A 25,132-nucleotide genomic window follows, 5' to 3' on the forward strand; every position below is an offset into this window, starting at 1 on the left:
GGCTAGGCGGCCACGGCCGGGGCGCGGTTGTGGACCATCAGCAGGCCGATGGCGCAGGCCGCCACTCGCGCCTCGGGACTATCGGCTCGGCTGGTCAGCACGATCGGCGATCGGGCGCCCAGAACCACGCCCGCAGCGTCCGCGCCCGCTAAGAAGGTGAGCTGCTTGACCAACATGTTGCCGGCCTCCAAATCCGGCACCACCAAGATGTCGGCGAGGCCGGCAACGTCGGAGACGACGCCCTTCTCCCTAGCCGCCTCGGGGCTGACAGCATTGTCGAAGGCGAGCGGCCCATCGACCAGTCCACCGGTGATCTGACCGCGGTCGGCCATCTTGCACAGCGCTGCAGCGTCAATGGTCGAGGGCAGCTTGGGCGTCACCGTCTCGATAGCCGACAGAATAGCCACGCGTGGGTTGACGATGCCCAAGACGTGGGCGAGGTCGATGGCGTTCTGGACGATGTCGCGTTTGTCGTCGAGCGAGGGGAAGACGTTGATCGCCGCATCGGTGATTAACAGCGGCCTGGGATAGTGGACCACGTCGACGAGAAAGGCGTGGCTGATGCGCCGGGCGGTTCGCAGGCCCGTCTCGGAGGACACCACCTCGTGCATCAGTTCGTCGGTGTGCAGCGATCCCTTCATCAGCATGGCCGCATCGCCGCAACGCACAAGGGCCACGGCCTTGGCGGCGGCGGCGTGGCTGTGCGGCGTGGCGACCAGCGTGTAGGGCGAGATGTCGAGTCCCGCTTCCTGGGCGGCGGCGCGGATCTTAGGTTCGGGACCGACCAGGATCGGGATGATCAGCCCTTTGTCGGCGGCGTCCACTGCGCCGGCGAGGCTGACCGGATCGCAGGGATGGACGACAGCGGTGACCAACGGGTCCAGGCCTACGCAGCGCTTGAGCAGCGAGCGAAACAAGCCGTGGTCGCGGGCCGGAGCGTCGGAGCTGACGGAAAGCGCGTCCATGGGCAGAGGTCATCCGTTATTGATCGCCCGCTCTTATCACGGGACCCCGTGTCGCGATTGAGCCTCATCAAACGGCGGGGCTTGAGGTTCGTCTGCATGATTTGGCGGAGCCGCCGGGAGGTGGCCGGTCCGATCACTGGCGACGACGACCGCGGTCCGGGCGGGTGGTCGGGGTATCCAGCAGCTGAGGCCTAATGCAGGTCGTATGGCCGCAGCGGCAGCTCGACGCCGATTTTGCCACTCATTGGACGCCTGGACGGTCCTGTCAAAGACGGGCAGGGCAGCGCTCGTTTTCGAACTCCTCCATCAGTGGCTGAAGAGCACGGGGAGTGGGGAACACTCCAGCAGGGTCTGGGTCATTCCGCCGAGCAGCCACTCGCCCGCCTTGCTGTGTCCGAAAGCGCCGGACACGATCAGATCTGCTCGGCGTGAGGTCGCGAAGCTGATGAGCTTATCGGCTGGGTCGCGCCGGGTGGAGACGGGCTCGACGACGGCGTTGACGCCGTGGCGCGCGAGGCGACTTATAAGATTGTCGATGGAGGCCGGCGTGGCCGCAGCGCCGGAATGTGTGGAGACGCTAACGATGGCCACCTCGCCGGCTCGGCGCAACAGCGGGAGCGCGTCACTGACGGCGCGTCTTGCCTCGCGGGTGTCCTTCCAGGCGACGACGATGCGCTCGAAACCGATCTGGGGATGCCCGGCGGGCAGGGCGATGACCGGCAGGCCGGCCCGAAGCACGGTGTCGGCAGCGTCTGGCGCAAAGTCCGCAGCAGCGCGCTCAAGGCCTGTGATGATGAGATCCACGCCTGCGGCGTTGTCACACATCGCGTCCGTGGGATAATCCGGCACGGCCCGCCAGGTTGCGCCGCCCCCCAGCCTGCGAAATGTGGCCTCGACCTCGGCGAGCGAGCGCGCCTCGTCTTCGGCCCAGGCCTCCACCGCGTAACTCCCGCCCTCCGCCATGGCCAGCGGCGCCGCCTGGATCATTGACGCGCGACCACCGAGACCGATGAGTTCGGCGTCCAGCTTGCCTGCGAACTCGACGGCGGCCTGCAGGCGCGCCTCAGACGCGGGGGTCGGCTCCAGGTGAACGAGGATGGTCTTGTAGCTCATGTGGACACCTGCCCTTGCTGTGCGAACTGGCGGCGTTCTCGCAGCCTCCAACTTGCGCGGAAGGGTTGCCCCGCTCAGATCTCCCAGCATTGAGGGAGATCAAGCCGGATCCGAGTGCCCGACGCGGTCGTCCTCGGCGCCGGCATTGGCGTCGGACGTGTGCGCCTTTCTAAATCAGCCGCGACAGCTATCGGGCGGGATATGGCTGCGACAGGCTAACTAAGAGCCTTACGGAGCGGAGGACTATAGCGGAAGACAATTCGAAGCGCATGTCGATCACGTTGGCCACCACCACGATCGGCCTGAGCGTTTCTTACCCAGACGGCAGCCCGGTCCAATTGACCATGCCCAAGCCCTTCGGGACGATCAGACCAGCGCGCCGACGGAGGCGACTGTCGCGCGGTTGGCGCGGCGACTTCTCATAGCTTCAGCGGAAGATTTAGCATAGCGGGCAGCGAACTTGGTCAGCATGCAGTTTCTTGCTAAGAAATCTTCATAATATGTTGATTTATAATGATAATTTCCGATAACGAACCTTAGGCGCAACAATTTTTGGGCCCGGGCCAGCCCAGTTTTCGACATTATCGATAATTCCACGTCCTCTACCTCGGCTCGAAATCCGCCCAGACCCTCGCGTGCGCCTCGCCAATGGTCCTGGCCGAGGCCACGGTGACGCCGGATTGCTTCGCGAGCGTGGGCCAATCAGCGACCGCAGCTCGGACCTCGTCGATCACCGCGGAGACCTGTCTGGGGGTATAACTGTGCTTTTCGCCAAGGCCCGTGATATGGGCGCGTGTCGGCCGTCGCCCTTCGCCCGCGATGTCCATGTAGTGCTCGCCGCCGGGCCCTGGCGAATAGGTCAAGTCGTAGGCTGGCGCCAGCCGCCAGTCCCCCGCAGAATCCATCAGATAGGCGTGCTGGCGCGTGTGGTCGTCGCGGTTGGAGGTCAGGACGTTGAACACCATCCGCCGGAACGCCGCCGCCACATCGTCGGCCCGGCGGGTGATCGCCCTCGTTGCTCGCAGGAACATGTCATAGCTGGCCGATGGCACGCTGGCGGGCGCCTCGATGGCGCCGGCCAACGACAACATGTGCAGTCGTCCTCCGCCATCAGTCCGGTCAAACCGTTCCGCCGCGAAATAGCCGGGGCCATGTCGGGCCTCGATCAGACGGTGCGCGCTCAGCTTTAAGCCGGCCGCCTCGGCCATCGCGGCATAGGCTTCCTCGATGGGGCCGATGTCGATCGGGTCCTCGGGCGCGCGGAATTTCACTAGCCAGGCGACGTGGCCGGCCGCGATCTCCCCCTCGCCCACCGAGACGCCCCCTTGGCCATCGAAACCCACATGCACCTTCGGCCGCGCGCCGCCAGAGCCGCCAGCCAGGCCCGCCAGGGTGTCGGCCAAACGGGCTTCCTCGCCGGTCAGCAGCGCCGTGGCCTGCTCGGCCAAGACGTCGAGATCCAGAGTCTCCACATCCTCGGGCGGCGTGGTCGAGGGCTCGAACACCAAGGCGCCGCGGCCGTGATCGCCGATCAGGGCGAGACGCTCCAGCGGCGTCAGGCTCGCGATGTCGACGCCCAGCTTGGCGAGGCGCTTGCGCATCAACAGGTAGCCCCACCCCTCGGGCAGGCTGTCGGCAAGGAAACCGTGAAGCCCGTCAAAGGCGCGTCCGCGCGCCGCCTGCAGCCCGACCTCGGGCGGGTACAAGAGCCCCGCAACAATCAGCTTGCGCGCGATCACCTCCCGGGACCACTCCAGCTGCGCCAGGCCAGCGTCGATGGCGAGGCGTCCGACAGGCAGGCGCGGCCGGATCGGATCGAAGGCGAGCGAGATGGAGAGCGGCGTGCCGGGCGCCAGCTTCATGGGGACTTTCCGTGTCGGCGCGCGCGCTGACGGGGCCTGGGCTTCGCCGCTGAAGCCTGTCGCGTGAGGAGATCGTCGAGACTGCTGGCGGCCGGCGCCGGGAAGAGCTGGGACAGCCCCTCCTCGCACCTCAGGGCGATGGCGGCATTGACCAGGGTGTCTATCGTCGCCTGCCCGTCGATTTCCAGGCGCCGCCAGGTGCGAAGACCGATGCCGGCCCGCGAAGCGGCTTCATTCTGTGACCAGCCCTGCCCGATCCGACGTGCCCGGATAGCCTCGCCGAGTTCATGGAGGAGCTCCTGTGGGGTCTTCAACATGAGGCCGTATATGGCCGTTTACACCTATTTTGTCAACCAAATAGGCCAAACATGGCCCGTTTCGGAATCAGCTTGCCGCGCCGGTGCGTCGCATTAGTGAGGTCGGGTACAAACTGCGCCGCTTTGGGGGTGTGGCGCATAGCGGAGCGTCGCCAGACCGCGAGCGTTGTCGGCCAACGCAAAGTTGATGGTTGGCCTCATAGGGCCGTCGGCGACTTCTTCATCGAGGCCCACAACGCCGATCCAAAGCGCTTCACGTGGACCATGTCCGCCGATGACATCCTCGCCTCCATCGAACGCTTCTGTGTCTACAATAACCCAACGAACTTCTGAACCAGGACACTAGGTGTCTGATCCATCTGGCGCGTGAGCCCAACCGCTCAGCCGGCGCTCCGTTAGTCGCCCGCGCGCGGCGACGGCTGAGCTGGCGGGGAGATCGATCGTGAGGCTGGCCGACCTAAACAAGAGCATCTGGGCGCGTGAAGCTAAAGGCGCTTCAGAATAGCTTTCATTTGCGCGATCTCGCGCTTCTGGGATTCCACGATCCCATTGGGGCCGAAGCAAAGTTCGCGGATCTCAGCATCCTTGATGGGTGCCTGGCTGCACATCAAAATCGCACCGGAGTGGTGCGGTATCATTGATCGAACGAACTGCCGGTCGCCTACGAACCCCTGCGCGCGTATTCCTGCGAACGAAAGGACGAACACCATGGCGAAGGCGACGTACAGCAGGAGGTTGAGCTTGGTGTTTTTGTACATCGACTTCATTGTCAGCAGCATCACAACCGCCATCGGCGCCCACATCACCAGCGCCATATAGAAGAAGTTGATGTTCTGAACGAACTCGCCCCAACTCGAGATCATCGCGAACATGGCGACATACATGATGACGAAGCTCAAGGCGAGATTGAGCGCCAGCATCTTGTAGTGATGCTGCATCATCTGGCGATCCATTGACCCCCCACCCTTGTGCTCTGCCTCCACGTCACCTCTCCTGTCCGACTCATTTTCTAGATTGTGGCTTCGCCGCAGATCTATCGACTACAACGCCGCTTCATGGCCGAGGTTCAAAGCCGGAGCCGCGATGCACAAGAGCACGCAGGATCGGAAGTTGGTCAGCAGGCGCGGCGGGCCCGTTATGCGGACTATGTGCCCAGGCTTCCCACTTGCGTCCTGCGGTCGCAGAGGTCGCATGAGGGGAAATGGCAAGGCGCTGCGTATTCTCTCAAGGGACAGCGTTCAAACCTCGGGGATACCCAATGAATCACAGAAGCCTTTCCATCGCCGGCCTCGTCGCGGGCGCAGCCTTGCTGGTCGCCGGGACCGCCTCGGCCCACGCCCACCTGGTCAAGTCGAACCCGGCCGCCAATGTTACGGTGGCTGCGCCGAAGACGATCACGCTCACCTTCAACGAAAAGCTGACGCCGGCTTTCTCCGGATTCGAGCTGGAGATGGGCGGCGGCATGAAGATGCCGGTGAAGACCACGGTCTCGAAGGACGGCTTGTCCATCGTCGGCACGCCCCAGGGCGCGCTGATGGCCGGCGCCTACAAGGTCACCTGGCATGCCGCGTCCTCCGACGGCCACAAGATGAATGGCGACCTCGCCTTTACGGTGAAATAGAACGTGCTTGAGCCTGCGGTCATCTTCCTCAGGCTGGTTCAGTTCGCAGGGGCGATGATCCTTTTTGGATCATCGCTCTTCCTGATCTACGCCCTGCCCAGCGCGGGTCCTGGATCCGGGGCGCAATTGAACTGGTCCCGGTCCTTACTGGGATGGAGCGCTGGCGCCCTTTTGGGCGCCACCCTGCTCGGCCTGGCGGCGCAGACGTCAGTCCTCGCAGGATCGATTTCTGAGGGCCTGAAACTGTCGTCGCTGACCGCCGTCGTCACCACCATGTCGCTGGGCAAGGCGGCGATCGTCCGCGCGGTCGCCGCGGGGCTGGCGCTCAGCGCGGTGCTCGTGCTCCGCCCTGGCCGGCCCCTGTTCTGGCTCTGCACCACCCTCGGCGCTGTCGTCAGCGCCAGTCTCGCCTGGATGGGCCATGGCGCGGCGAGCGAAGGAGCGGGCGGCCCGGTTCATTTGACAGCCGACATTCTTCACGCGCTCGCGGCCGGGGTCTGGATCGGTGCGCTGGTGGTCTTCTTCGGCTTGCTTCACCCGACCACGGGCGACGCAAGAAATCATCACGCCGTGCATGGAGCCCTCCACGGCTTCGCCGGCGTTGGATCCGGGCTCGTAGCGGTCCTTGTCGGCACAGGCCTGGTCAACAGCTGGTTCCTGGTGGGCCCTGCGCGCATCAGCGGCCTTTGGACGACGCCTTACGGACAACTCCTCCTCTTGAAGCTGGTGCTGTTCGCCGGGATGTTGGGATTGGCTGCGGCTAATCGGTTCCGCCTGACCCCGGCTCTCGGCGCCGCTCTAGAGAACAACGAAACTCGACAGGAGGCGCTGGCCGCCCTGCGTCAAAGCCTTGTGGTCGAGACGGCGCTGGCCTTCCTGGTGCTGGGCGTGATCGCCTGGTTGGGCATGCTCGCGCCGGTGTCCGCGCAATGAACGCCCGCCGCTCCTCCCGCCATGGCGCAGCCGCGCCGAAACGGGGCGGCTGTCGACTTGGACCCTTTGCCGGCGTAGGTTCCGCGGCGATGCGGCGTCTCCTCGTCCTCTTCGCCCTCTTGGGCCTGCTCTACAGCCCGGCCGCCGCCGCCGCCGCCCAGCGATCGTGCGTCGAGGCGGGCGCCGAGATGGCTGGCATGGTAATGGCGGCGACGGCGGCCGATCACGCCGCGCCAAACGCCCCCGACCCATGCTGCGACCACGGCAAGAAGGCGATGGACGGCAAGGCATGCGCGCAGGCCTGCGCCACGATGTGCGGCGTCACCGCAGCGCTGCCGACCGCGAACGTCTATGTCGCCCCACGGCCGAAGGCGTTGGTTGTCGCCGAGCGGGTCTTGCCGTTGAAGCCTCGCCCGCCGCCCCGGACGGAGCGACCACCGAGATCGATCGCCTGAACTGTCCGCGCGACCTGCGCGGGCCCCGCTCACAGGTCGTGGCCGACACTCTTCTGAGGCCGTGACGCATGTGGGCTAGAGGACCGCAATCCCGCGGCCTCATCAGTCATTCAGGACGATTACGATGAACCTTTCCAAGCTCTTTGCCGCGACCGCCTGCGTCGCCGCGCTCACCGCCGTGAGCACTTCCGCCCTCGCGGCCTCGGCTCCAGACGGGCAATATGAGTACCGGGTGGGGCCCCCGCCCTCCAACCCGCACGACGTCTTCCGACCGGTGATCCGAACCGCCAAACCTGACGCGGCCGTCGCCGCCAAGGATTGCCCCTGCCCGATGATGCAGGGCCCGGCGTCACAGACGCCCAACGGCTGAACCGCCAAGGGGCCGCGTCCTCTTATCCCCTTGGGCGCGGTCCTGACGGGCCGCCGGCGGAGCCCCGCGCTCCGCCGGCGTGTCCCGACCGGCTTTGCTCCATGCCCCTTCGGATCCCGAACATGCGTCTTCCCATCGCCCTCGCCAGTCTGCTGGTGGCCAGCGGCGCGCAGGCCGCGCCGTTGACCTACGCCGCCGCGCTCGACGCAGCCCAGAGGACCTCGCCCAGCCTCCAGGCCCGCGCTTTGCAGATCGAGAGCGCGCGCACCGCCGCGCGCGCCGCGGGCGCGCTTCCCGATCCGAAGATCGCCTTCGGACTCGACAACTTCCCCGTCTCCGGTCCACCGGCCGGACGGTTCAACAAGGAAAGCATGACCATGGCGCGGGTCGGCATCATGCAGGACATGCCGAACGGGGCCAAACGCGCCGCCGAACGCACCCGCGCCCAGACCGACATCCAGGCCGCCGGGACCGCCGCACAGGTCGGAGCCCGCGATGTGCGCACCGCCACGGCCCTCGCCTGGATTAACCTCTACTATGCCGAACGTCGATTGTCGGCGATCGACGAGCTGGCGAAGAGCCTCGATCCCCTGTGGAACAGCGCCCCCTCCACGGTCGCGTCGGGCGCGGCGCGGCCCGCGCAGTCCCTGGAGGTCGAGCAGATGCGGGCCGACCTGCAGGACCGGCGCAGTGAGATCCTGGCCGCCGTGGGACGCGCGCGCGCCGACCTCGTGCGCTGGACGGGCGATCCGCAGGCCGACGTCGCCGGATCCCCGCCGAGGTTCGAGGTCGATGCCACCGCACTGCGGGCCGGGCTCACCGGCCACCCGCGGCTGGCGGAGCGGGCGGCGATGACCGCGCAAGCCCAGGCCGAAGTGCGCTTCGCCCGCGCCCAGAAGCGCCCCGACTGGAGCTGGGAGCTCGCCTACCAGCGCCGAGACCCGATGTTCGGCGACATGATCTCCGCGGGCGTGACCGTGACCCTGCCGCTGTTCGCCGCCCGGCGGCAGGACCCGATCATCGCGGCCAAACTCGCCGCGGCGGCCGAAAGTCGGGCCGAAGCCGAGGCGACCCGTCGCGAACTCGCCGCCCAGCTCGAGGCAGGGCTGGCCGACTACCTAATGCGTCACGACCAATGGAGCCGGGCCAAGGACGTGCTGCTGCCGCTCGCCAAGCGGCGCGCCGACCTGGAGACGGCCAGTTACGGCGCGGGCCGCGGCGGGCTGACCGACGTGCTCCAGGCCTTCACGGCGCTCGCCAACGCCCAGCTCACCTTGCTGGACCGCGAGGCGGCGGTCGCCGCCGACGCCGCCACCCTCGTGCTCACCTACGCGAGCGACCGACCATGAGCGTTGCCTCAGCCTTCAGGCGGCCCGACCCTGTCCGGTGCGCCGCAGAACACACCCATCCGAGCGATCACATCCAAGCCAGCACCACCCACGAAAGCCGCCAGCCATGAGCTCCGCATCACAGTCAAACCTCCGAACCCTCTCGGTCGCCGGCGTCATCGCCATCGTCGCCGCAGCGACCGGCTACGGCCTCGCCCAGTTGAAACTCCGGCCACAGGCCGCATCCGAGGCCAGCGCCCCAGGCGGCAAGAAGGTTCTCTACTGGTACGACCCGATGGTTCCCCAGCAGCACTTCCCGGCTCCGGGCAAGTCGCCGATGGGCATGGACATGGTGCCCAAGTACGCCGACGAGAGCGTCGGCGCCGGCGCGGTCGGGTTCAAGATCGATCCCGCCAAGGTCGCCAACCTCGGGCTTCGGATCGCGACCGCCACGCGCGGGGAACTCGCCAGCGGGGTGACGGCGACCGGCACGATCGACTTCAATCTGCGCGACGTCGCCATCGTGCAGCCGCGCTCGGCGGGCTTCGTGCAACGCGTCTATGGCCGCGCGCCCGGCGACATCATTCCAGCTGGCGCGGCCTTTGCGGACCTCCTGGTCCCGGAGTGGGGCGGCGCGCAGGCGGAGTACCTGGCGGTGCGCCGGACGGGAGATCCAGCGCTCATCCGCGCCGCCCAGCAGCGGCTACAACTGCTCGGGATGTCGCCTGGGCTCATCCGCCAGATCGACCAGAGCGGCGCGCCCGCAATGTGGTGACCGTCACCGCCCCGATCGGCGGGGTGATCAAGACGCTCAACGTGCGCAGCGGCATGTCGGTCTCGGCCGGCGAAACCCTGGCGGAGATCTCCGGCCTGGGCACTGTGTGGCTGAACGCGGCCGTGCCCGAGGCGATGGCTGGCCAGGTCCAGCCGGGGCAGCCGGTCACCGCCACCCTCGCGGCCTACCCCGGGGAGACCTTCTCGGGACGGGTGACGGCGGTCCTGCCGCAGGCCCAGGTGGAGAGCCGAACGCTGCAGGTGCGCATCGAGCTGCCGAACCGCGGCGGTCGGCTGAAGCCGGGCATGTTCGCCAACGTCCAACTCACCTCCACCGCACGGCCCGCGATCCTTGTTCCCACCGAAGCGATCATCCGCACGGGCAAGCGCAGCCTTGTGATGCTGGCCTTGCCGGGCGGCCGTTACCAGCCGGCCGAGGTGCAGGTCGGACAGAGCGGCGGTGACAAGACCGAGATCCTGGCCGGGCTCTCCGAAGGCGAGCGTATCATCGCCTCCGGCCAGTTCCTCATCGATTCCGAGGCCAGCCTTTCCGGTGTCCAGGCCCGCCCGATCGGCGGCGGCATGACCATGCCCGCGCCCCCGACGGCCGCCCCGAAAGCCGCGGCCGGATTGGCCGAAACGACCGGCCACATCGAGTCGATCGGCATCGACGGCGTGACGATCTCCCATCAGCCGGTCCCCGCCGTCGGCTGGCCCGCCATGACCATGACGTTCCGCGTCGGGCATCCAGCGCTGCTGAAGGGTATCAAGAAGGGCGACCGCGTGCGGTTCGCCTTCGACCAGCCGGCGTCCGGTCCCACCCTGCGCCGCCTCAGCAAGGAGGCCGGTCAATGATCGCCGCGATCATTCGCTGGTCGGTCAGGAACCGCTTCTTCGTCCTCCTGGCCGTCCTGGCCATTGCCGTCGCCGGCGGACTGGCGGTCAAGTCGACGGCCGTCGACTTCCTGCCGGACCTCTCCGACGTGCAGGTGATCATCCGGACGAACTATCCAGGCCAAGCCCCTCAGATTGTCGAGAACCAGGTCACCTATCCCTTGGCGACGACCATGCTGTCGGTTCCGGGCGCCAAGACGGTGCGCGGCTATTCATTCTTCGGCGATTCTTTCGTCTACATCATCTTCGACGAGGGGACGGACCTCTATTGGGCCCGCTCGCGGGTGCTCGAATATCTCAACCAGGTGCAAAGCCGGCTCCCGCCCTCGGCAAAGGCCTCGCTGGGGCCGGACGCCACCGGGGTCGGGTGGGTCTATGAATACGCCCTGGTCGACAAGACCGGCCGCCACGACCTGGCGCAGCTCCGCAGCCTGCAGGACTGGTTCCTGCGCTACGAGCTGAAGACGCTTCCCGGGGTCGCCGAGGTCGCCAGCATCGGCGGGATGGTCAAGCAGTACCAGGTCGTCCTCGAGCCGACCAAGCTCGCCGGCTACGGCGTCACCCAGCAACAGGCGGTCGAGGCGATCCGGCGCGCCAACCAGGAGGCCGGCGGGTCCGTCCTCGAATTGGGCGAGGCGGAGTACATGGTCCGCGCGGGCGGCTATCTTCAGTCGCTGGACGACTTCCGCGCCATCCCGCTGCGGGCCGCCGCCGGCGGGGTCCCGGTCCGCCTGGGCGATGTCGCCACCATCCAGATCGGGCCGGAGATGCGGCGCGGCATCGCCGAGTTGAACGGCCAGGGCGAGGTGGCCGGCGGGGTGGTGGTGCTCAGATCCGGCAAGAACGCCCGGGCGACCATCGCCGCGGTCAAGACGAAGCTCGACGAGCTCAAACACAGCCTGCCGCCTGGCGTCCAGATCGTCACCACCTATGACCGTTCGCAGCTGATCGATCGCGCGGTGGAGAACCTGCGTGGCAAGCTGATCGAAGAGTTCATCATCGTGGCGCTGGTCTGCGCGCTGTTCCTCTGGCACATGCGCTCCGCCCTGGTCGCGATCCTGTCCTTGCCGATCGGCGTCTTGATGGCCCTGATCGTCATGCGCGTGCAGGGCGTCAACGCCAACATCATGTCGCTGGGCGGCATCGCCATCGCCATCGGCGCCATGGTCGACGCGGCCGTTGTCATGATCGAGAACGCGCACAAGCATATCGAGCAGTGGGAGCACGAACATCCCGGAGAGAAGCTGAAAGGCGCCGAGCACTGGCGGGTGATCACGGAAGCCGCCGCCCAGGTGGGGCCGGCGCTCTTCCTCAGCCTGGTGATCATCACCTTGTCCTTCGTGCCGGTGTTCACCCTGCAGGCGCAGGAAGGCCGGCTGTTCAAGCCGCTCGCTTTCACCAAGTCGTACTCGATGGCCGGCGCGGCCATCCTGTCGATCACCCTCGTGCCGGTGCTGATGGGCTACCTGATCCGCGGCCGCATCCCGCCGGAGAATTCGAACTTCCTGAACCGGGGGCTGACCGCCCTCTATCGACCCGCCATCAACTGGGTTCTGAAACACCCGAGGAAGACGCTGCTCGCGGCGCTCCTGGCCTTCGCGACCACGGCTTGGCCGCTCACCCACCTAGGCGGCGAGTTCCTGCCGGCCATGAACGAAGGCGACCTGCTCTACATGCCGTCCGCCCTGCCGGGCTTGTCGGCCGCGAAGGCCTCCGAGCTGCTCCAGCAGACCGACAGGATGATCAAGACCGTGCCTGAGGTCGCCACCGTCTTCGGCAAGGCCGGACGCGCGGAGAGCGCGACCGACCCGGCCCCGCTGGAGATGTTCGAGACCGTGATCCAGTTCAAGCCCCAGAGCCAGTGGCGCAAAGGCATGACACCAGACAAGTTGATCGAGGAACTCGACAGCAAGGTGAAGGTGGCGGGCCTGACCAATGTCTGGGTGCCGCCGATCCGCAACCGGCTCGACATGCTCGCGACCGGCATCAAGAGCCCGATCGGCGTAAAGGTCTCCGGCGCCAATCTCAGCCAGATCGACGCGATCGCGCATCGCATCGAGACCGTGGCCAAGACCGTTCCCGGCGTCAGCACGGCCTTTGCGGAAAGGCTCACCGGCGGCCGCTATGTGGATGTGAACATCGATCGCACCGCGGCGGCTCGCTACGGACTGAACATCGCCGATGTCCAGGACATCATCGGCGGGCCGTCGGCGGCGAAAACGTCGGTGAGACGGTCGAAGGCCTGGCGCGCTATCCGATCAATGTGCGTTATCCGCGTGAGATTCGCGACAGCCTCGACGAGCTGCGCGCCCTGCCGATCTTCACGCCTTCGGGGCAACAGATCACCCTGGGCACGGTCGCGAAGGTCGAGGTGGCCGAGGGGCCGCCGATGCTCAAGAGTGAGAACAGCCGGCCTTCGACCTGGATCTATGTGGACGTGCGCGGGCGCGACCTGGCGTCCGTCGTCAAGGATCTGCAGGTGGCGGTCACCAAGGACGTCAAGGTTCCGCCGGGGATCAGCCTCTCCTATTCGGGCCAATTCGAGTACCTTCAGCACGCCGTCGAGCGGCTGAAGATCGTCGTCCCGGCCACCCTGCTGATTATCTTTGTGCTGCTCTACGTCACCTTCGGCCGATTGGATGAAGCGGCGCTGATCATGGGGACCTTGCCCTTCGCCCTGACCGGCGGGCTCTGGACGCTCTACCTGCTGGGCTTCCACCAGTCCGTGGCGACCGGCATCGGGTTCATCGCCCTGGCCGGGGTCGCCGCCGAATTCGGCGTCGTCATGCTCATCTACCTCAAACATGCCCTCGAGGCGCGCGGGCCAAATCCGTCCCGGCAGGATCTCGAGGAGGCGGTTCGTGACGGCGCGGTGTTGCGGGTCCGGCCAAAGTCGATGACGGTTGCCGTTATCATCGCCGGCCTGTTGCCCATGCTCATCGGCCATGGCGCGGGTTCGGAGGTCATGGGCCGCATCGCCGCGCCGATGATCGGGGGGATGCTGACCGCGCCGCTGCTCTCGATGCTGGTCATACCCGCAGGCTATCTGCTGCTAAGGCGCAGGCGCCTTTAGCTTAGCCGCCGCTCGCTTGCTCTGCTCGCGGTCGAGGTTAGACTTGCCGCCTGATCCGGCATCAAGCTCGGGCGGCAAATCCAGGGGAGGCCTTTTCGATGTACCGCTTCACGGCTCTGGCGCTTCCTCTCGCCCTGCTTCCCGGCATGGCGCAGGCTCATGTCACGGTCTCGCCGGGCGAGTCCACGCCCGGGAAGGCGGAAACCTACACGTTCAACGTGCCGACCGAAGGTAAAAGCCCGACGACAGCGGTCGAACTCGACGTTCCGCCTGAGATGACCATCATCTCTGTAAGGGGTCCGGAGAGCGGGTACACGCTCACCAAATCAGCGGACCGCATCGTCGGGATCACCTGGCGCGTGAATATTCCGCCTGGCGGCGGCCAGCAGCTGGTGCTGGTGGCGAGAAATCCAACGGAGCCAAGCTTTGGCGTGCAGTGGAAGGTCCATCAGCGCTTCGCCGATGGCACCAGTGCTGATTGGGTCGATCCTCCCCCCGCGCGCCCAGCGCCGCGCACCCGAATCCTGCCCAAGTGAGCGAGCGCATGGCCACTGGACGCGGCCGAAGCCGCGCCCAGTGGCCTTCGCAGCTACCGATGTGAATCCTCCACGATAGGCGCCGGAGCGTTTATTCCGGTCGTGAACTTGGAATTTCCCGGTCGCCAGTGGACGCGATCACCGGTCGTGCTGGCGCAGGCGCTGATTGCGACGAGCAAAAGTGCGCTCAAGGCCGTCACAATGATCTTCATGATGTTCTCCTGAGACTTTGCGGCCGACAGACGCCGGCCGCGTGTGAACGGCCGCCTTCAGGCGGCGAAGGTCGTCTCAGGGATGGGCGGTCGAAGGGGCGGGACCAGGCGGAGCCCATGCGGGTCAAGCCGCACCGGCGTCGGCCAGGCGCTCGGACCAGTACCCGCGGCATGGTCGAAAACGTCCGCGGAGCACAAGGCGGAGACTGAACAGTGACAGGACGAACCGGACGCAGGAAGCAGTTTGCAGTCCACGAGCGGGCAGTGGCAGGGCGCTGATGCGGCACACGGACATTGAGCCGCGCGGTTCACTGAGAAGGGCACGCTGATGGCGAACGTGAGGATCGCCGCCACAAGGACGAAGAACCGTAACCGCTCCATGTTCGGAGTATAGCACGAGGCTTTCCGCGCAGCGCGATTCAGATCGAGAAAGTCTGGGCACAATACGACCCGGCGACATCAAGACATCAGAAAGCCTCGGACGGTCGGCACGCCCAGCCATGCTTCGACGGGGGGTCATCCCCGAACGGCTCATGGCCTCCAAAGGCTTGCGCGAGATCGCGCTCGCGCACGCCGGCTAGTCAGGCCCCATGTGTCGCGAAGACCTGGGTCCGTCCGGACCGATCCAGGAGCAGCAAAGTGTCAAATCTCTCCGCCGGACGGTCCGGGACTTCCATGCCCGGGGAACCGATCGGCATGCCCGGCGCCGTGAGACCAAGCGCTTTCGGCTTTTCCCGGAGCAGGCGCGCGACATCGTCTGCGGGCACGTGTCCTTCGATCACATAGCCGCCGATGACGCCGGTGTGACAGGAGGAGAGTTTGAACGGCACGCCATAGCGGGCGCGCACCGGCGCTAGATCCTCCACCTCATGGATGGTCGGAGTGAAGCCGGCGCGAGTCATGTGGGCCACCCAACCCTTGCAACAGCCGCAATAGGGGGTCTTGTAGACGACCAATGTTTTCGGATTGGCCGCGCGGGCGCAACTGCTCGCCAAGAGCGCAGCGGCGGCAGAGACAACGAGCCCGCGCCGATGGATCGCCTGGGAAATCATCTTGTCTCGTCCTTTGGCTAAACGTCGGGGGGCTGTGATCCGGGCGCCATAGCGGCCCGCGAGCCGGGCGCCGGCCATAGGCGATCGGCGCGGCGCCGGATCCAAGTTCGGGCAGGCCCCTCGAAGAGGTAGTGCACGGCGAACGCGGCGACGAGCGTGAGCGTGAGCAGGCACGCGATCTCCCACCACGCCAGCACATAGGCGCTCGGGCGCTGCGTGAGAGCGGAATTGACGCCCTTCCATCCAATCAGGATGGGCATGTGAACCAGATAGAGCGCGTAGGAGGCCTCGCCCCCGGCCAGCATCAACGGGTGTGCAAGCGCGCTATCCGCGCTGGCTTTCGAGAGCAGGCCCAGGCTGAGGATCAGGGGCCCGGCCGCGGCCACGACGATCCGGTCGTCCGCCTTGAGATGCATCAGCGCCAGCAAGGTGATCGCCGACAGCCAAGCCGCGCCGATCGCCCATCGCCGCGTGATTTGCAGCCGCTGTCCCAACCGGTAGAGACCGATGCCATAGAGGAACTCGGGGATGATCCGCAGCACGCCCATATTCAGTTCAGCATGGACCACCACATCGCCGAACACCGCCTGATAGATCAGATCCAGCGCCAGGAAGACCAGCCCCGACAGGGCGAGCAGGACCCAGGGCCGGCGCGCGAGAACCAGACCCACCCAGGCGAAGGCGGGGAAGGCGAGATAGGCGAACCATTCGGCGGACAGCGACCAGGAGGGTCCATTCCATTCCGCCACGACGGTTTCGGGCAACCAGGCATGCACCAACAACAAGGTCGTGAGCAGGCCGAGCGGATTGTAGAGCCCGTGATCAAACTCCGCGCCGATCAAGGTCGCCGCGCCGACCATCACGAGGACGAACGCCAGGACGGCGACGTGCGCCGGGTAGACGCGTGCGAAGCGCGCCGCCAGGAAGCGGCGGTAGTCCAGCCGCCGGTCCTCCAGCGCCTGACGATAGGCATGGGTGAGGACGAAGCCGGACAGGATGAAGAAGGCGTCGACGCCGAGCCGGGCCCGATTGAGGATCCCGGTCGACGCCATGGAGTCCCAAGGCCACTGGAGTTGGTAGTGGAAGAGCACAACCCCCAGCGCCAACGCGAAACGGACCGAGGTCAGGGCAGGCAGATTGTTCGGGAAGGGCGACCCTGTCGTCCCTTCAGGTTTGAAAGGCTCGCCGTTTCCCATTCTGATCCCCGCCCCGCTCCTCAGTATACGCGCGGGGACAACGCCGGCCCTCAGGCGCCAGCTCCGGAGCTGCGCACTCCGGGAGGTCGATCGAGCTCCTTCGGGTAGGTGAGGCGCCGAATGTAGCCCCCTGAGCGCCACCTCCAGGCTTGGAGGCTTGCGGGCCGCCCAGGTGAGATCAGACGCCGGGCCTCCGATCGATTGGGGTCGCCGGCGCTCCGCCGCGCGGGCGCGCCCTCAGCCGCCGAAGATCGCTTCCCAGGCGCAACACGAGCAGGACGATCCCGGTCACGACGACCACCAGGGTCGCCGCTGCGGCGGCGACGATCAGCGGATGATTGTAGCTGCGCGAGGCGCCGAAATTCATGATGTGGATCTGGTAGAAGAAGTCGTAGAGCGCCCACAGGTCCGAGCGTCGGCTCAGCACCTCGCCGGTAAAGGCGTCGAGATAGAGCCGGCTGTGTTCCTTATCGCCGAAACGCGCCCGCCAGAGCGGTCCGCTGACCTGGGCTTCCGGCGGCGCGCTCTCTTCATAGTCGACGGCGAGCAGCTTGCCGGCTCCCTTGTACGCCATCTGCGCATAGGTCCGGGCGGCGGCGGCGGTGATCTCATCGACGTTCTCGCCGCTGTAGGCATTCCACCAGCCCTCGCTGCCCGCGGCCGACTTCAGCACCCAGATTGGGCCTCGCGGCGTATTCTTGAGCGTCGCCTCACCGACATCGGTCATGTCGGCGAGGGCCAGCTGCTTCTCCAGCGGCAGCAAGCGCTTGGTGTCGATCGGCGGCAGCGCCGCCGATCCAATGTGCTGTTCGCCGCGCACCTGCTCGATCGGTATCGCGGTCATGATAAGCCCACCCGCGACCCAGCCGAGCACCTGTATCGCGACGACCAAGGCGATCCACTTGTGCAGTTGAAGCGACAGACGCAGCATGGTGCCCCCGGACTTCTAGTTACCGAGCGACCTCTATCGCCTCAACATTGCGCCGGTATTTCCCAGTTGGGCCGCGGAACTAGAAGAAGGCGCGAAGACCCACGACGAAGCTTGTGGCCTTGACGTCTTCACCGAGCGCCCGCGCATAGTCCGCGGTCTTGCCGAACTTGCGGTCCCAGGAGACACCGATGTAAGGGGCGAATTCGCGTCGGACCTCATAGCGCAGGCGAAGTCCCAGCTCGGCATTCGACAGGCCCGAGCCGGTCCGGGTCTCGAGCGTGTCCTGGGCGGCCAGGTTGAACTCGGCCCGGGGCTGCAGGATCAGGCGATTGGTCAGGCGAAGGTCGTAGGTGCCTTCGATGCGGCCGAGCAACTCGCCCTTGTTGGACAAGAAGGCGGCCCCCTCGATATCGAACCAGTAAGGGAACAGGCTTTCGAAGCCTACGGTCGCGTAGGTCCGATTGTGCGGCTCGAAATCCTGACGCACCCCGATCTGAACGTCGGTGTAGACCCCCACGGCGCGAGAGTAGAGCGCCTGCACCTCGGCCGCTTCGATCCCTTCGCCGCGGGTCCCCTCCCCTTCGCTCTTCAGCACGAAGCGATTGATGTCGCCGCCGAACCAGGCTTGGCCATCCCAGCGATAACCGTCAGCGCCTTTCCGAGCCTGGAATTCGGCGAGGTTCGTCATGACTTTGGAGGTGATGACGGCGCCATGCTCGCGTCGCAGCTGCGCCACCGCCTGGTCCATCTCGGCGCGCGGGAAGAAGCGGTCAGCGGCGCGATCCGCAGGCGGCGGCGGGGGCGGAGACTTGGGGATGTCCGGCTGGGCCGTCGGGCCCATATCCATGCCAGGCATGGCCGAATGGTCCATTGGCGCAGAATCCGCGGGCATCGCCATGCCCGGCATCGCACTATGGTCCGGCGCCGGGGCCGCCGGCGCGGCTGGCGCCGGCATCGTCATGCCCGGCATGGCCGAGTGATCCATCGGCGCGGCCGGGGGCGTCGCAGAAGGGCTCGAGGCGGGTTTCGACTGAGGGGTCTTGCGGGCAGGAGCCGCCGCGGGCTTGGCCTTTGGTTTCGGCTTGGGCTTCGCCTTCTGGGCTGGCTGCGCCGGCATGGCCATGCCGGGCATCGAGGAGTGATCCATGGTCTGGGCGGCGACCGGGGTCGCCAGCGCCAGAGGGATCAGCGAGATCAGGGCCAACCGGTTCATGCGGCGCCTCCATCGAGCGGCCGCACGCTGAACACTTGGAACATCCCGGCGTGCATGTGGTAGAGCATGTGGCAGTGGAAGGCCCAGTCTCCGGGATCCGCCGTGAAGTCCCAGGAGACCTTGCCGCCAGGCGCGACGATGACCGTATGTTTTCTGGGTCCGTGGCCTGGTGGTGCGTGCGCCAGCTCGAAGAAGTGACCGTGCAGGTGGATTGGATGCGCCATCATGGTGTCGTTGATCAGCGTCACCCGCACCCGCTCGCCCTTTTCGAAGGTGTAGGGCTTGCTCGTCTCGCTGAACTTCAGGCCATCGAACCCCCACATGAAGCGTTCCATGTTGCCGGTGAGGTGGATGTCGAGCGCGCGGGTCGGCATTCGCGGATCGGAACTTGGCGTCAGCGCGATCAGGTCCTTGTAGACCAGCACCCGATGACCGACGCTTTCCAGGCCTTGTCCGGCCTCCCCGGTCCGATCCATGGGCATCGGCGCGATGGTCTGGACCCCGGGCCCCAGCTTCACGCCTGGGGCGTTCTGCGGGTCGCGCATCGACATCTTCATGCCGCCCATGTCGCCCATCGCGTCGGAACCGCGCGGCTTCGGCGCGGCCATTCCGGGCGCAGCGGCCATGCCCGGCATGCCAGCCATGCCGGGCATCGCGGCCATGTCGTGGCCCGCCGCGCCATGGTCCATGCCGGCCATCGCGCCAGACCCGCCCATGTTCATGCCCTTCATGGAACTCATGTCCATGCCCATGTCCTTCATGGTCGCGAGCGGCCGCTCCCGAAGCGGCGGGACCGGTGCGGCCATCCCGGCCCGCGGCGCCAGCGTCGCGCGGCCCATGCCCGAGCGGTCGACAGCCTCTGAGACGATGGTGAAGGCCTTGTCTTCCGTCGGCTGCACGATGACGTCGTAGGTCTCGGCGTTGCCGATCTGGAACTCATCCACCTCCACAGGGCGGACATCCTGGCCGTCAGCGGCCACGACCGTCATCTTCAGGCCGGGGATGCGCACATCGAAGACCATCTGCGCTGCAGTGTTGATGAAGCGCAGGCGCACCCGCTCACCCGGTGTGAACAGGCCGGTCCAGTTGTCCTTCGGCCCGTGGCCGTTGATCAGGAACTTGAGCACCGAGCCCGTGACATCGGAGATGTCGGTCGGGTCCATCCGCATCTTGGCCCATTCCATCCGCTCCTGAAGCGTCTGGTCCCTGCCCTCGAGCAGGCCGGCGATGGTTTGCTTCTGAAAATTGAACACGCCGCCCTGCTGCTTCATGCGCTTGAAGATCACGTGCGGGTGCATGAAGCTGAAGTCGGAGAGCACGATGACGTGTTCGCGATCATAGGCGATCGGATCGGGCCCGGCGGGGTCGATGATGATGGGTCCGTAGTGCCCTTCAGCCTCCTGCAGACCAGAGTGGCTGTGATACCAATAGGTCCCCGACTGCTTGATCGGGAACTCGTAGACGAAAGTCTGTCGCGGCTTGATCCCCGGGAAGCTGACGCCGGGAACGCCATCCATTTGGAAGGGCACGAGGAGGCCATGCCAGTGTATCGAGGTCTCCTCGTCGAGGTCGTTGGTCACTGAAAGACGAACGTTCTGGCCTTCTTTCAGACGCAGAAGGGGTCCCGGGACCGTCCCGTTGATGGTGATCGCATGTCCGGCGCGACCATCGACCGTAAGGCTCGAGTGACCGATCCGCAGATCGATGTTCGGCCCGGTCAAGGTCGGCAATGTCGGACCGGCGCCCATCGTGGCGCTCTGCGCCCAACCAGGCAGCAGGCTGCTGAGCGCCAGGCCGCCGCCCATCAGTGAGGCGCCACGCAGCAACTGGCGACGATCAAAGTCCTTCATGTCGATGCGGTATCCCAGGCGAATGAATGGCACGGCTCTCGGCCGCACATTTTTATGGAATACGCGCGGGGTCGGCTGGCGCCCTTATGGAAATGTCGAAAAATACTTCACGTTGCAGGCCGTGGAGGGCGCGCAACGACGCGAGACGCGGTCTGCGGCGTGATTCCAAAGAATCGTCGCATCGTTCGGCTGAGGTGGGCCTGATCGCTGAACCCGGCTTGCACAGCGGCGGCGGCGAGGGAGTCGCCGCGGCGCAGCGCGCCGATCGCCCGTTCGAGCCGAAGCCATGCGCGCCAATGGGCGAGCGGCGCGCCGAGTTCCGCGCGGGTCAGCGCGCGGAGGCGTGCGGGTGAGAGACCGACCCGTCGGGCGACGTCGCCGAGATCGCTATCAACCTCCGTTAAGCCTCTCAGGTCCTGCAGCGCGGCGGCCAATCGCGGATCCAGGCGGCGTGGCTCGCAGGCGGCCGACGCCGCCGCCAAACTCCGGCCCGGGTCGGGGCCGCGCAGCCGGTCCGCCCACCGCGCCGGCAGCGCGTACGGGGCGGCTGGCCGCGTCGGGATGCCCCAGCTATGCGCGAGCCCTCCGAAACTCTGGAGATAGACGACACGAACGATCCGGTCAGACGGCACGATCGCATGCAGGGCGCGCGGCGCGATCAGGACCGCCTCCCCGACCACAGCGCCGCAAGGCCCCTCGACCGTTACCGAACCAGAAAGGCCGACCACGACCTGGGCGGCGAGATGGTGATGCGCTCGGGCGTCGCCGCAAAGACCTTCGAAGCAGGCCCAGTCCTCACCAAACCAAACTTGCCCGGACCAAGGATGCGCTGACGTCATGTCCGATGATCGGAGCGGACGAACTGCGCGGCAAGCGTTCGGTTCAAGACCCGCTGAAACAGGCGCCGCCTCCTGTTCGCGAGAGGTGCGTCATGTCTGACCCGAAAGACTTTATACCGGCGCTGGGACGCGCCGAGCTGACTGGCGACTACGACCGGGTGATCGCGGTGATGACCCGCGAACGTCGATGGCGAGAGGCGCTGCTGAATCTGACCGATCCTGCCGACGGCGAGCTGATCGTCGACATCGGCGCGGGGACCGGGTCCCAGGCCATCGCCATCAAGGCGCGCTGCCCGGGGGCTCGCGTGGTCGGGGTCGACCCAGATCCCGCGGTCCTGCGGATTGCAAGGGACAAGGCGGCAGCGGCCGGGGTCGAGGTCGAATGGCTCGAGGGCTATGGAGATGAAGCCGACCGTCTGTTGGGCTCAGCCGTCGCCGACAAGGTGATCTCGAGCTTGGTGTTCCACCAGTGCGATGTGCCGGTGAAGGCGGAAATTCTGAAAGCGACGATTCGCCTGGGGCGACCGAACGCCCGCGTCGTCATCGCCGACTACGGGCTGCAACGCACCCTGCTGATGCGGCTGCTGTTCCGCCAAGTTCAGGCCCTCGACGGCTGGGAGCGGACCGGATTCAACGCCAAGGGCAAGCTTTCCGATCTCATGGCCGAAGTCGGGCTGATCGGCGTGGCCGAACGCCGCGTTATCCCCACCCCGACAGGTTCGATATCCCTTTATGTCGCCACGACGGCCGGGATGGGCGGCTGAAGCCCGCGCCCACGAGAAGTTAGACGAAGACAAAATCCGTGTCGGCGGATTGGGACGCTGACCAACCTCCACCTGCCAAATGGAGGATGCGCGAGCGCGTATCATCAGCAAATCCCGGCGATGCACGTCCATTGCTTGCTGACCATCTTTCGGCGCTGCTGCCTTAGGCATCCCTCCCACGACTGGAAGGCTTGGTGCTGCGGACTCTAGTCTCTATAATGCCATGCTGCATTTGCGGAATCTTAGGATCGTCGACCTAGGCTGGACTTACCAGTATCCGGACCGGTCCATGCCCCAGAACCTCAAACCCCTCACCGCCATGCGCTTCTTTGCGGCGATGTGGGTGGTCGCCTTCCACTTCACGCCCAGCCTCGGTGTCGGCATGCCCGCCCTGGTCGCCAAGGGCTATCTCGGCGTCGAGCTGTTCTTCGTGCTCTCGGGCTTCATTCTCAGCCATGTCTATATGGAATCGTTCGGCGACCGGCGGTTCCGCTATCCGGACTTCCTATGGGCGCGGCTGGCGCGCATCTACCCCGTCCATCTGGCGACGCTCGCGGGCCTTGGCCTGGTGGTCGCCGCGGCGACCGCCGCAGGCGTCGACGCCGGCGACAAGGTGTTGGCATGGTCGTCATTGCCCGCGCACCTAAGCCTTACCCAGGCCTGGGGCCTGGGCCTGGCCGGCGGCTGGAACCATCCCTCCTGGTCGATCTCGGCCGAGTGGTTCGCCTATCTGACCTTCCCCGTCTTCGCCTTCTTGATCTGGCCGCTGCGCGCCCGTCCGTGGGTCGCCGTCGCGCTGGCCGTCGTGCTCGTCGTCGGCCTGAACATCGGCTTCCAGCAGGTCGCCGGCTTCCCGCTGACCCAGGCGACCATCGCCTGGGGCGCGCTGCGGATCGTGCCCTGCTTCACGCTCGGCTGCGCGGTCTGGCTGCTGTGGCGTTCAGATGTCATTCGGTCTCCACGCATCGCGATGGGCGGCGTTCTGGGGTCGGTCGCGGCAGTGGCGGCCTGCGCCTTCGTCGGCGCGCCTGACTGGCTGAGCGTCTGCCTGTTCGGGGCTTTGATCCTGAGCTTGGGAAGCCTGGCCAGCACCGGATCACGGCTGCTGACGGCGCCCCTCTGGGTCTATCTGGGCGAGGTCAGCTTCGCCGTCTACATGGTCTGCATTCCCTGGCAGCTGGTCTTCGAGCACGGCGCGAAGAAGCTGCTCGGCCTCCCCGGCGACACCCTGCCGCCCTGGCTCTGGGCAGCCTTGTTCGTCGGCGTCGTTCCGGCAGCCATGGCGGTCCACCACTTGGTCGAGCGTCCCGCCCGTGAGGCCATGCGGCGCCATGGCGTGCCGTTCGTGCGCCGCCGCGCCGCCCTAGCGCACCGCGTCGCCGAGGTGGCCTTGGCGCGGCGATAGGGACGCCTCAGGAACGTGCGCGGAGCGCCTGCTGGCGACGGAAGCCGTAGGGCGTCAAGCCGGCCGGCTTGTAGATGGACAACACGGCCGGGACAAGCAGCACCGCCAGGCCGCCGGCGGCGTGGACCAGAAGCTGGACGCCCAGGCTGTTCAGGTCGGCGCGGGACACAGTCAGGTCGCTCGCCAGCCGCGCCGCGTCGCCGATCATCCGCATCTTGATCAGCAGGATCGCCGTGGCGAAGCTCGTCAGCAGCAGCTTGAGCAGCACCCAGTAGTGGCGCAAGAGGCCCCAAGGCGTGGCGAGGCCCTGGACCAGCCCCACCAGCAGCGCAGCGAAAGCGAGGGGGAGGATGACGGCGCGAGCAATCAAGGCCATTGCGGCATAGACGCCGCGTTGGGTCTGTTCGTCCGCCGTGCTAACGCCCAGGACGGCCAGCGCCAGGAACGCCGCAATCGCGCCGAGCAGGCCGACCGACGTCACTACATGCACGGTGAGGACGAGCTTGCGCTGGGCCGGCGTCAGGGTCACGCCGCCGCCCCGGTCCTTGCGGCCCCGGCATGCCGTCCGTGAAACCCATGCCCGCCTGGCCGGAGGCCGGCGAGATGTAGAGCCACGAAGAGGACGATCAGGCCGGCGACGACCACGCAGAACACCTTCACCCAGCGCGGCATGCCCGGTGTAGACGCGGAGCGGCCGCGATCGCCATCGGCCTCGGTCACTGGCCCGGTCATGGCATCTCCTCAGCTGGCGGCGCGAGTCCCAGGCCGCCGCTTTATCGAGACACTATGTATCGGACTCGTCAATATGTCTCATATATCGACACATCGACTCGAACGGTTATGCTGCGCGAGTGCCTAGACTCTGGAACGACACGATCGAAACGCACCGCCAGGCGGTTCGCGATGCGACCCTGGACGCCACTGCGGTGCTGGTGGCCAAATACGGCCTGGCGTCCGTGACCATGTCGAAGATCGCTCAGGCCACCGGGATCGGGCGCGCCACGCTCTACAAGTATTTCCCGGACATCGAGGCAATCCTGATGGCTTGGCACGAGCGCCAGATCGGCTCCCACCTGGACCAGCTCAGCCGGATCCGCGACCAGGACGGCGACGTCGGCGCGCGGCTGAAGGCGGTGCTCATGACCTTCGCCATGATCTCCCACCAGCGCCACGATACCGACCTGGGGGCGCTGCTGCATCGGGGCGACCATGTGGTCCGGGCGCATCAACGCCTACGTGACCTCGTCGGCGGATTGCTGGCCGAGGGCGCCGCGAGCGGAGCGCTGCGGTCCGACATCGCTCCGGATGAACTGGCCAGTTACTGCCTCCATGCTCTCACCGCCGCTGGCGCCCTGCCCAGCAAGGCCGCAGTCAGCCGGCTCGTCGAGGTGACGCTCGACGGCCTGCGGCCCCTGGCGCGCGGCTGAGG

General features: G+C 66.5%; 23 protein-coding genes and 1 pseudogene. 12 read left to right on the forward strand and 12 right to left on the reverse strand.

Going from position 1 to position 25,132, the window contains the following annotated elements:
* Nucleotides 1–2 precede the first annotated feature (2 nt).
* From MQH10_RS00730 to MQH10_RS00745, 4 genes are all read right to left on the reverse strand, one after another.
* Nucleotides 3–965, reverse strand: a complete 963-nt coding sequence (locus tag MQH10_RS00730; RefSeq protein WP_242562158.1) for a bifunctional enoyl-CoA hydratase/phosphate acetyltransferase — start codon at nucleotides 963–965, stop codon at nucleotides 3–5.
* A gap of 306 nt (nucleotides 966–1,271) precedes the next feature.
* Entirely contained in the window at nucleotides 1,272–2,078 is an 807-nt protein-coding gene (locus MQH10_RS00735) for a universal stress protein (protein ID WP_242562159.1), read from the reverse strand.
* Nucleotides 2,079–2,680: 602 nt separating this feature from the next.
* Nucleotides 2,681–3,940 carry a type II toxin-antitoxin system HipA family toxin gene (locus MQH10_RS00740; protein WP_242562160.1) on the reverse strand — a complete coding sequence of 420 codons (1,260 nt, stop codon included), beginning with the start codon at nucleotides 3,938–3,940 and terminating at the stop codon, nucleotides 2,681–2,683.
* A gap of 802 nt (nucleotides 3,941–4,742) precedes the next feature.
* A complete protein-coding gene (locus MQH10_RS00745; protein ID WP_242562161.1) occupies nucleotides 4,743–5,240 on the reverse strand; it encodes a DUF305 domain-containing protein in 498 nt (165 codons plus the stop codon).
* Between the two features lie 275 nt (nucleotides 5,241–5,515).
* On the opposite strand from MQH10_RS00745, the gene copC reads away from it, so the two are divergent.
* The 9 genes and pseudogenes from copC (at nucleotide 5,516) to MQH10_RS00785 (ending at nucleotide 14,241) form a co-directional block, all read left to right on the forward strand.
* Entirely contained in the window at nucleotides 5,516–5,878 is a 363-nt protein-coding gene (copC, locus tag MQH10_RS00750) for a copper homeostasis periplasmic binding protein CopC (RefSeq protein ID WP_242562162.1), read from the forward strand.
* A 3-nt stretch (nucleotides 5,879–5,881) separates the two neighbouring features.
* The gene (gene copD, locus MQH10_RS00755; RefSeq protein WP_242562163.1) at nucleotides 5,882–6,811 is read left to right on the forward strand and encodes a copper homeostasis membrane protein CopD; all 930 of its coding nucleotides are present in this window, start codon (nucleotides 5,882–5,884) and stop codon (nucleotides 6,809–6,811) included.
* Between the two features lie 89 nt (nucleotides 6,812–6,900).
* On the forward strand, nucleotides 6,901–7,266 hold the full coding sequence (locus tag MQH10_RS00760; RefSeq protein WP_242562164.1) for a hypothetical protein: 366 nt from the start codon (nucleotides 6,901–6,903) through the stop codon (nucleotides 7,264–7,266).
* 124 nt (nucleotides 7,267–7,390) lie between these two features.
* A complete protein-coding gene (locus MQH10_RS00765; protein ID WP_242562165.1) occupies nucleotides 7,391–7,636 on the forward strand; it encodes a hypothetical protein in 246 nt (81 codons plus the stop codon).
* A 122-nt stretch (nucleotides 7,637–7,758) separates the two neighbouring features.
* Entirely contained in the window at nucleotides 7,759–8,985 is a 1,227-nt protein-coding gene (locus tag MQH10_RS00770; RefSeq protein WP_242562166.1) for a TolC family protein, read from the forward strand.
* 106 nt (nucleotides 8,986–9,091) lie between these two features.
* The gene (locus tag MQH10_RS27220; protein WP_473828304.1) at nucleotides 9,092–9,739 is read left to right on the forward strand and encodes a heavy metal-binding domain-containing protein; all 648 of its coding nucleotides are present in this window, start codon (nucleotides 9,092–9,094) and stop codon (nucleotides 9,737–9,739) included.
* A complete protein-coding gene (locus tag MQH10_RS27225; RefSeq protein ID WP_473828305.1) occupies nucleotides 9,733–10,593 on the forward strand; it encodes an efflux RND transporter periplasmic adaptor subunit in 861 nt (286 codons plus the stop codon). Before MQH10_RS27220 ends, MQH10_RS27225 begins: the two co-directional genes overlap by 7 nt.
* A pseudogene (locus MQH10_RS00780) lies at nucleotides 10,590–13,705 on the forward strand (efflux RND transporter permease subunit). Before MQH10_RS27225 ends, MQH10_RS00780 begins: the two are co-directional and overlap by 4 nt.
* Nucleotides 13,706–13,803: 98 nt before the next feature.
* Nucleotides 13,804–14,241, forward strand: a complete 438-nt coding sequence (locus MQH10_RS00785) for a DUF1775 domain-containing protein (RefSeq protein WP_242562167.1) — start codon at nucleotides 13,804–13,806, stop codon at nucleotides 14,239–14,241.
* Between the two features lie 793 nt (nucleotides 14,242–15,034).
* On the opposite strand, the gene MQH10_RS00790 is transcribed toward MQH10_RS00785, so the two are convergent.
* The 6 genes from MQH10_RS00790 to MQH10_RS00815 form a co-directional block, all read right to left on the reverse strand.
* On the reverse strand, nucleotides 15,035–15,505 hold the full coding sequence (locus MQH10_RS00790; protein ID WP_242562168.1) for a DUF411 domain-containing protein: 471 nt from the start codon (nucleotides 15,503–15,505) through the stop codon (nucleotides 15,035–15,037).
* A 17-nt stretch (nucleotides 15,506–15,522) separates the two neighbouring features.
* Entirely contained in the window at nucleotides 15,523–16,701 is a 1,179-nt protein-coding gene (locus MQH10_RS00795; protein WP_242562169.1) for an acyltransferase family protein, read from the reverse strand.
* A 178-nt stretch (nucleotides 16,702–16,879) separates the two neighbouring features.
* Entirely contained in the window at nucleotides 16,880–17,632 is a 753-nt protein-coding gene (locus MQH10_RS00800; protein WP_242562170.1) for a PepSY domain-containing protein, read from the reverse strand.
* Nucleotides 17,633–17,711: 79 nt separating this feature from the next.
* On the reverse strand, nucleotides 17,712–18,845 hold the full coding sequence (locus MQH10_RS00805) for a copper resistance protein B (protein WP_242562171.1): 1,134 nt from the start codon (nucleotides 18,843–18,845) through the stop codon (nucleotides 17,712–17,714).
* Complete coding sequence (locus MQH10_RS00810; RefSeq protein ID WP_242562172.1) at nucleotides 18,842–20,695, reverse strand: copper resistance system multicopper oxidase; 1,854 nt, start codon at nucleotides 20,693–20,695, stop codon at nucleotides 18,842–18,844. Before MQH10_RS00810 ends, MQH10_RS00805 begins: the two co-directional genes overlap by 4 nt.
* Nucleotides 20,696–20,802: 107 nt before the next feature.
* Nucleotides 20,803–21,534 carry a helix-turn-helix domain-containing protein gene (locus MQH10_RS00815; protein WP_242562173.1) on the reverse strand — a complete coding sequence of 244 codons (732 nt, stop codon included), beginning with the start codon at nucleotides 21,532–21,534 and terminating at the stop codon, nucleotides 20,803–20,805.
* A 5-nt stretch (nucleotides 21,535–21,539) separates the two neighbouring features.
* Between MQH10_RS00815 and MQH10_RS00820 the strand changes: the two genes are divergently transcribed.
* On the forward strand, nucleotides 21,540–22,298 hold the full coding sequence (locus MQH10_RS00820) for a class I SAM-dependent methyltransferase (RefSeq protein WP_242562174.1): 759 nt from the start codon (nucleotides 21,540–21,542) through the stop codon (nucleotides 22,296–22,298).
* 289 nt (nucleotides 22,299–22,587) lie between these two features.
* Nucleotides 22,588–23,703, forward strand: a complete 1,116-nt coding sequence (locus MQH10_RS00825) for an acyltransferase family protein (protein WP_242562175.1) — start codon at nucleotides 22,588–22,590, stop codon at nucleotides 23,701–23,703.
* Between the two features lie 7 nt (nucleotides 23,704–23,710).
* On the opposite strand, the gene MQH10_RS00830 is transcribed toward MQH10_RS00825, so the two are convergent.
* Both MQH10_RS00830 and MQH10_RS00835 read right to left on the reverse strand, forming a co-directional pair.
* A complete protein-coding gene (locus MQH10_RS00830; protein WP_242562176.1) occupies nucleotides 23,711–24,232 on the reverse strand; it encodes a hypothetical protein in 522 nt (173 codons plus the stop codon).
* Nucleotides 24,229–24,435 (reverse strand): hypothetical protein, encoded by a 207-nt coding sequence (locus tag MQH10_RS00835; protein ID WP_242562177.1) that lies wholly within the window; start codon nucleotides 24,433–24,435, stop codon nucleotides 24,229–24,231. Before MQH10_RS00835 ends, MQH10_RS00830 begins: the two co-directional genes overlap by 4 nt.
* A gap of 119 nt (nucleotides 24,436–24,554) precedes the next feature.
* Between MQH10_RS00835 and MQH10_RS00840 the strand changes: the two genes are divergently transcribed.
* On the forward strand, nucleotides 24,555–25,130 hold the full coding sequence (locus MQH10_RS00840; RefSeq protein ID WP_242562178.1) for a TetR/AcrR family transcriptional regulator: 576 nt from the start codon (nucleotides 24,555–24,557) through the stop codon (nucleotides 25,128–25,130).
* Nucleotides 25,131–25,132 lie beyond the last annotated feature (2 nt).

The sequence above is a fragment of the Phenylobacterium aquaticum genome, from assembly GCF_022695515.1.
GTDB classification, from domain to species: Bacteria; Pseudomonadota; Alphaproteobacteria; order Caulobacterales; family Caulobacteraceae; genus Phenylobacterium; species Phenylobacterium aquaticum.

Coding starts and splice junctions, on each gene's coding strand:
- MQH10_RS00730 (WP_242562158.1), bottom strand. CDS start 965: ATGGACGCGCTTTCCGTCAGCTCCGACGCTCCGGCCCGCGACCACGGC.
- MQH10_RS00735 (WP_242562159.1), bottom strand. CDS start 2,078: ATGAGCTACAAGACCATCCTCGTTCACCTGGAGCCGACCCCCGCGTCT.
- MQH10_RS00740 (WP_242562160.1), bottom strand. CDS start 3,940: ATGAAGCTGGCGCCCGGCACGCCGCTCTCCATCTCGCTCGCCTTCGAT.
- copC (WP_242562162.1), top strand. CDS start 5,516: ATGAATCACAGAAGCCTTTCCATCGCCGGCCTCGTCGCGGGCGCAGCC.
- MQH10_RS00760 (WP_242562164.1), top strand. CDS start 6,901: ATGCGGCGTCTCCTCGTCCTCTTCGCCCTCTTGGGCCTGCTCTACAGC.
- MQH10_RS00765 (WP_242562165.1), top strand. CDS start 7,391: ATGAACCTTTCCAAGCTCTTTGCCGCGACCGCCTGCGTCGCCGCGCTC.
- MQH10_RS00770 (WP_242562166.1), top strand. CDS start 7,759: ATGCGTCTTCCCATCGCCCTCGCCAGTCTGCTGGTGGCCAGCGGCGCG.
- MQH10_RS27220 (WP_473828304.1), top strand. CDS start 9,092: ATGAGCTCCGCATCACAGTCAAACCTCCGAACCCTCTCGGTCGCCGGC.
- MQH10_RS00785 (WP_242562167.1), top strand. CDS start 13,804: ATGTACCGCTTCACGGCTCTGGCGCTTCCTCTCGCCCTGCTTCCCGGC.
- MQH10_RS00790 (WP_242562168.1), bottom strand. CDS start 15,505: ATGATTTCCCAGGCGATCCATCGGCGCGGGCTCGTTGTCTCTGCCGCC.
- MQH10_RS00795 (WP_242562169.1), bottom strand. CDS start 16,701: ATGGGAAACGGCGAGCCTTTCAAACCTGAAGGGACGACAGGGTCGCCC.
- MQH10_RS00800 (WP_242562170.1), bottom strand. CDS start 17,632: ATGCTGCGTCTGTCGCTTCAACTGCACAAGTGGATCGCCTTGGTCGTC.
- MQH10_RS00805 (WP_242562171.1), bottom strand. CDS start 18,845: ATGAACCGGTTGGCCCTGATCTCGCTGATCCCTCTGGCGCTGGCGACC.
- MQH10_RS00810 (WP_242562172.1), bottom strand. CDS start 20,695: ATGAAGGACTTTGATCGTCGCCAGTTGCTGCGTGGCGCCTCACTGATG.
- MQH10_RS00815 (WP_242562173.1), bottom strand. CDS start 21,534: ATGACGTCAGCGCATCCTTGGTCCGGGCAAGTTTGGTTTGGTGAGGAC.
- MQH10_RS00820 (WP_242562174.1), top strand. CDS start 21,540: ATGATCGGAGCGGACGAACTGCGCGGCAAGCGTTCGGTTCAAGACCCG.
- MQH10_RS00825 (WP_242562175.1), top strand. CDS start 22,588: ATGCCCCAGAACCTCAAACCCCTCACCGCCATGCGCTTCTTTGCGGCG.
- MQH10_RS00835 (WP_242562177.1), bottom strand. CDS start 24,435: ATGACCGGGCCAGTGACCGAGGCCGATGGCGATCGCGGCCGCTCCGCG.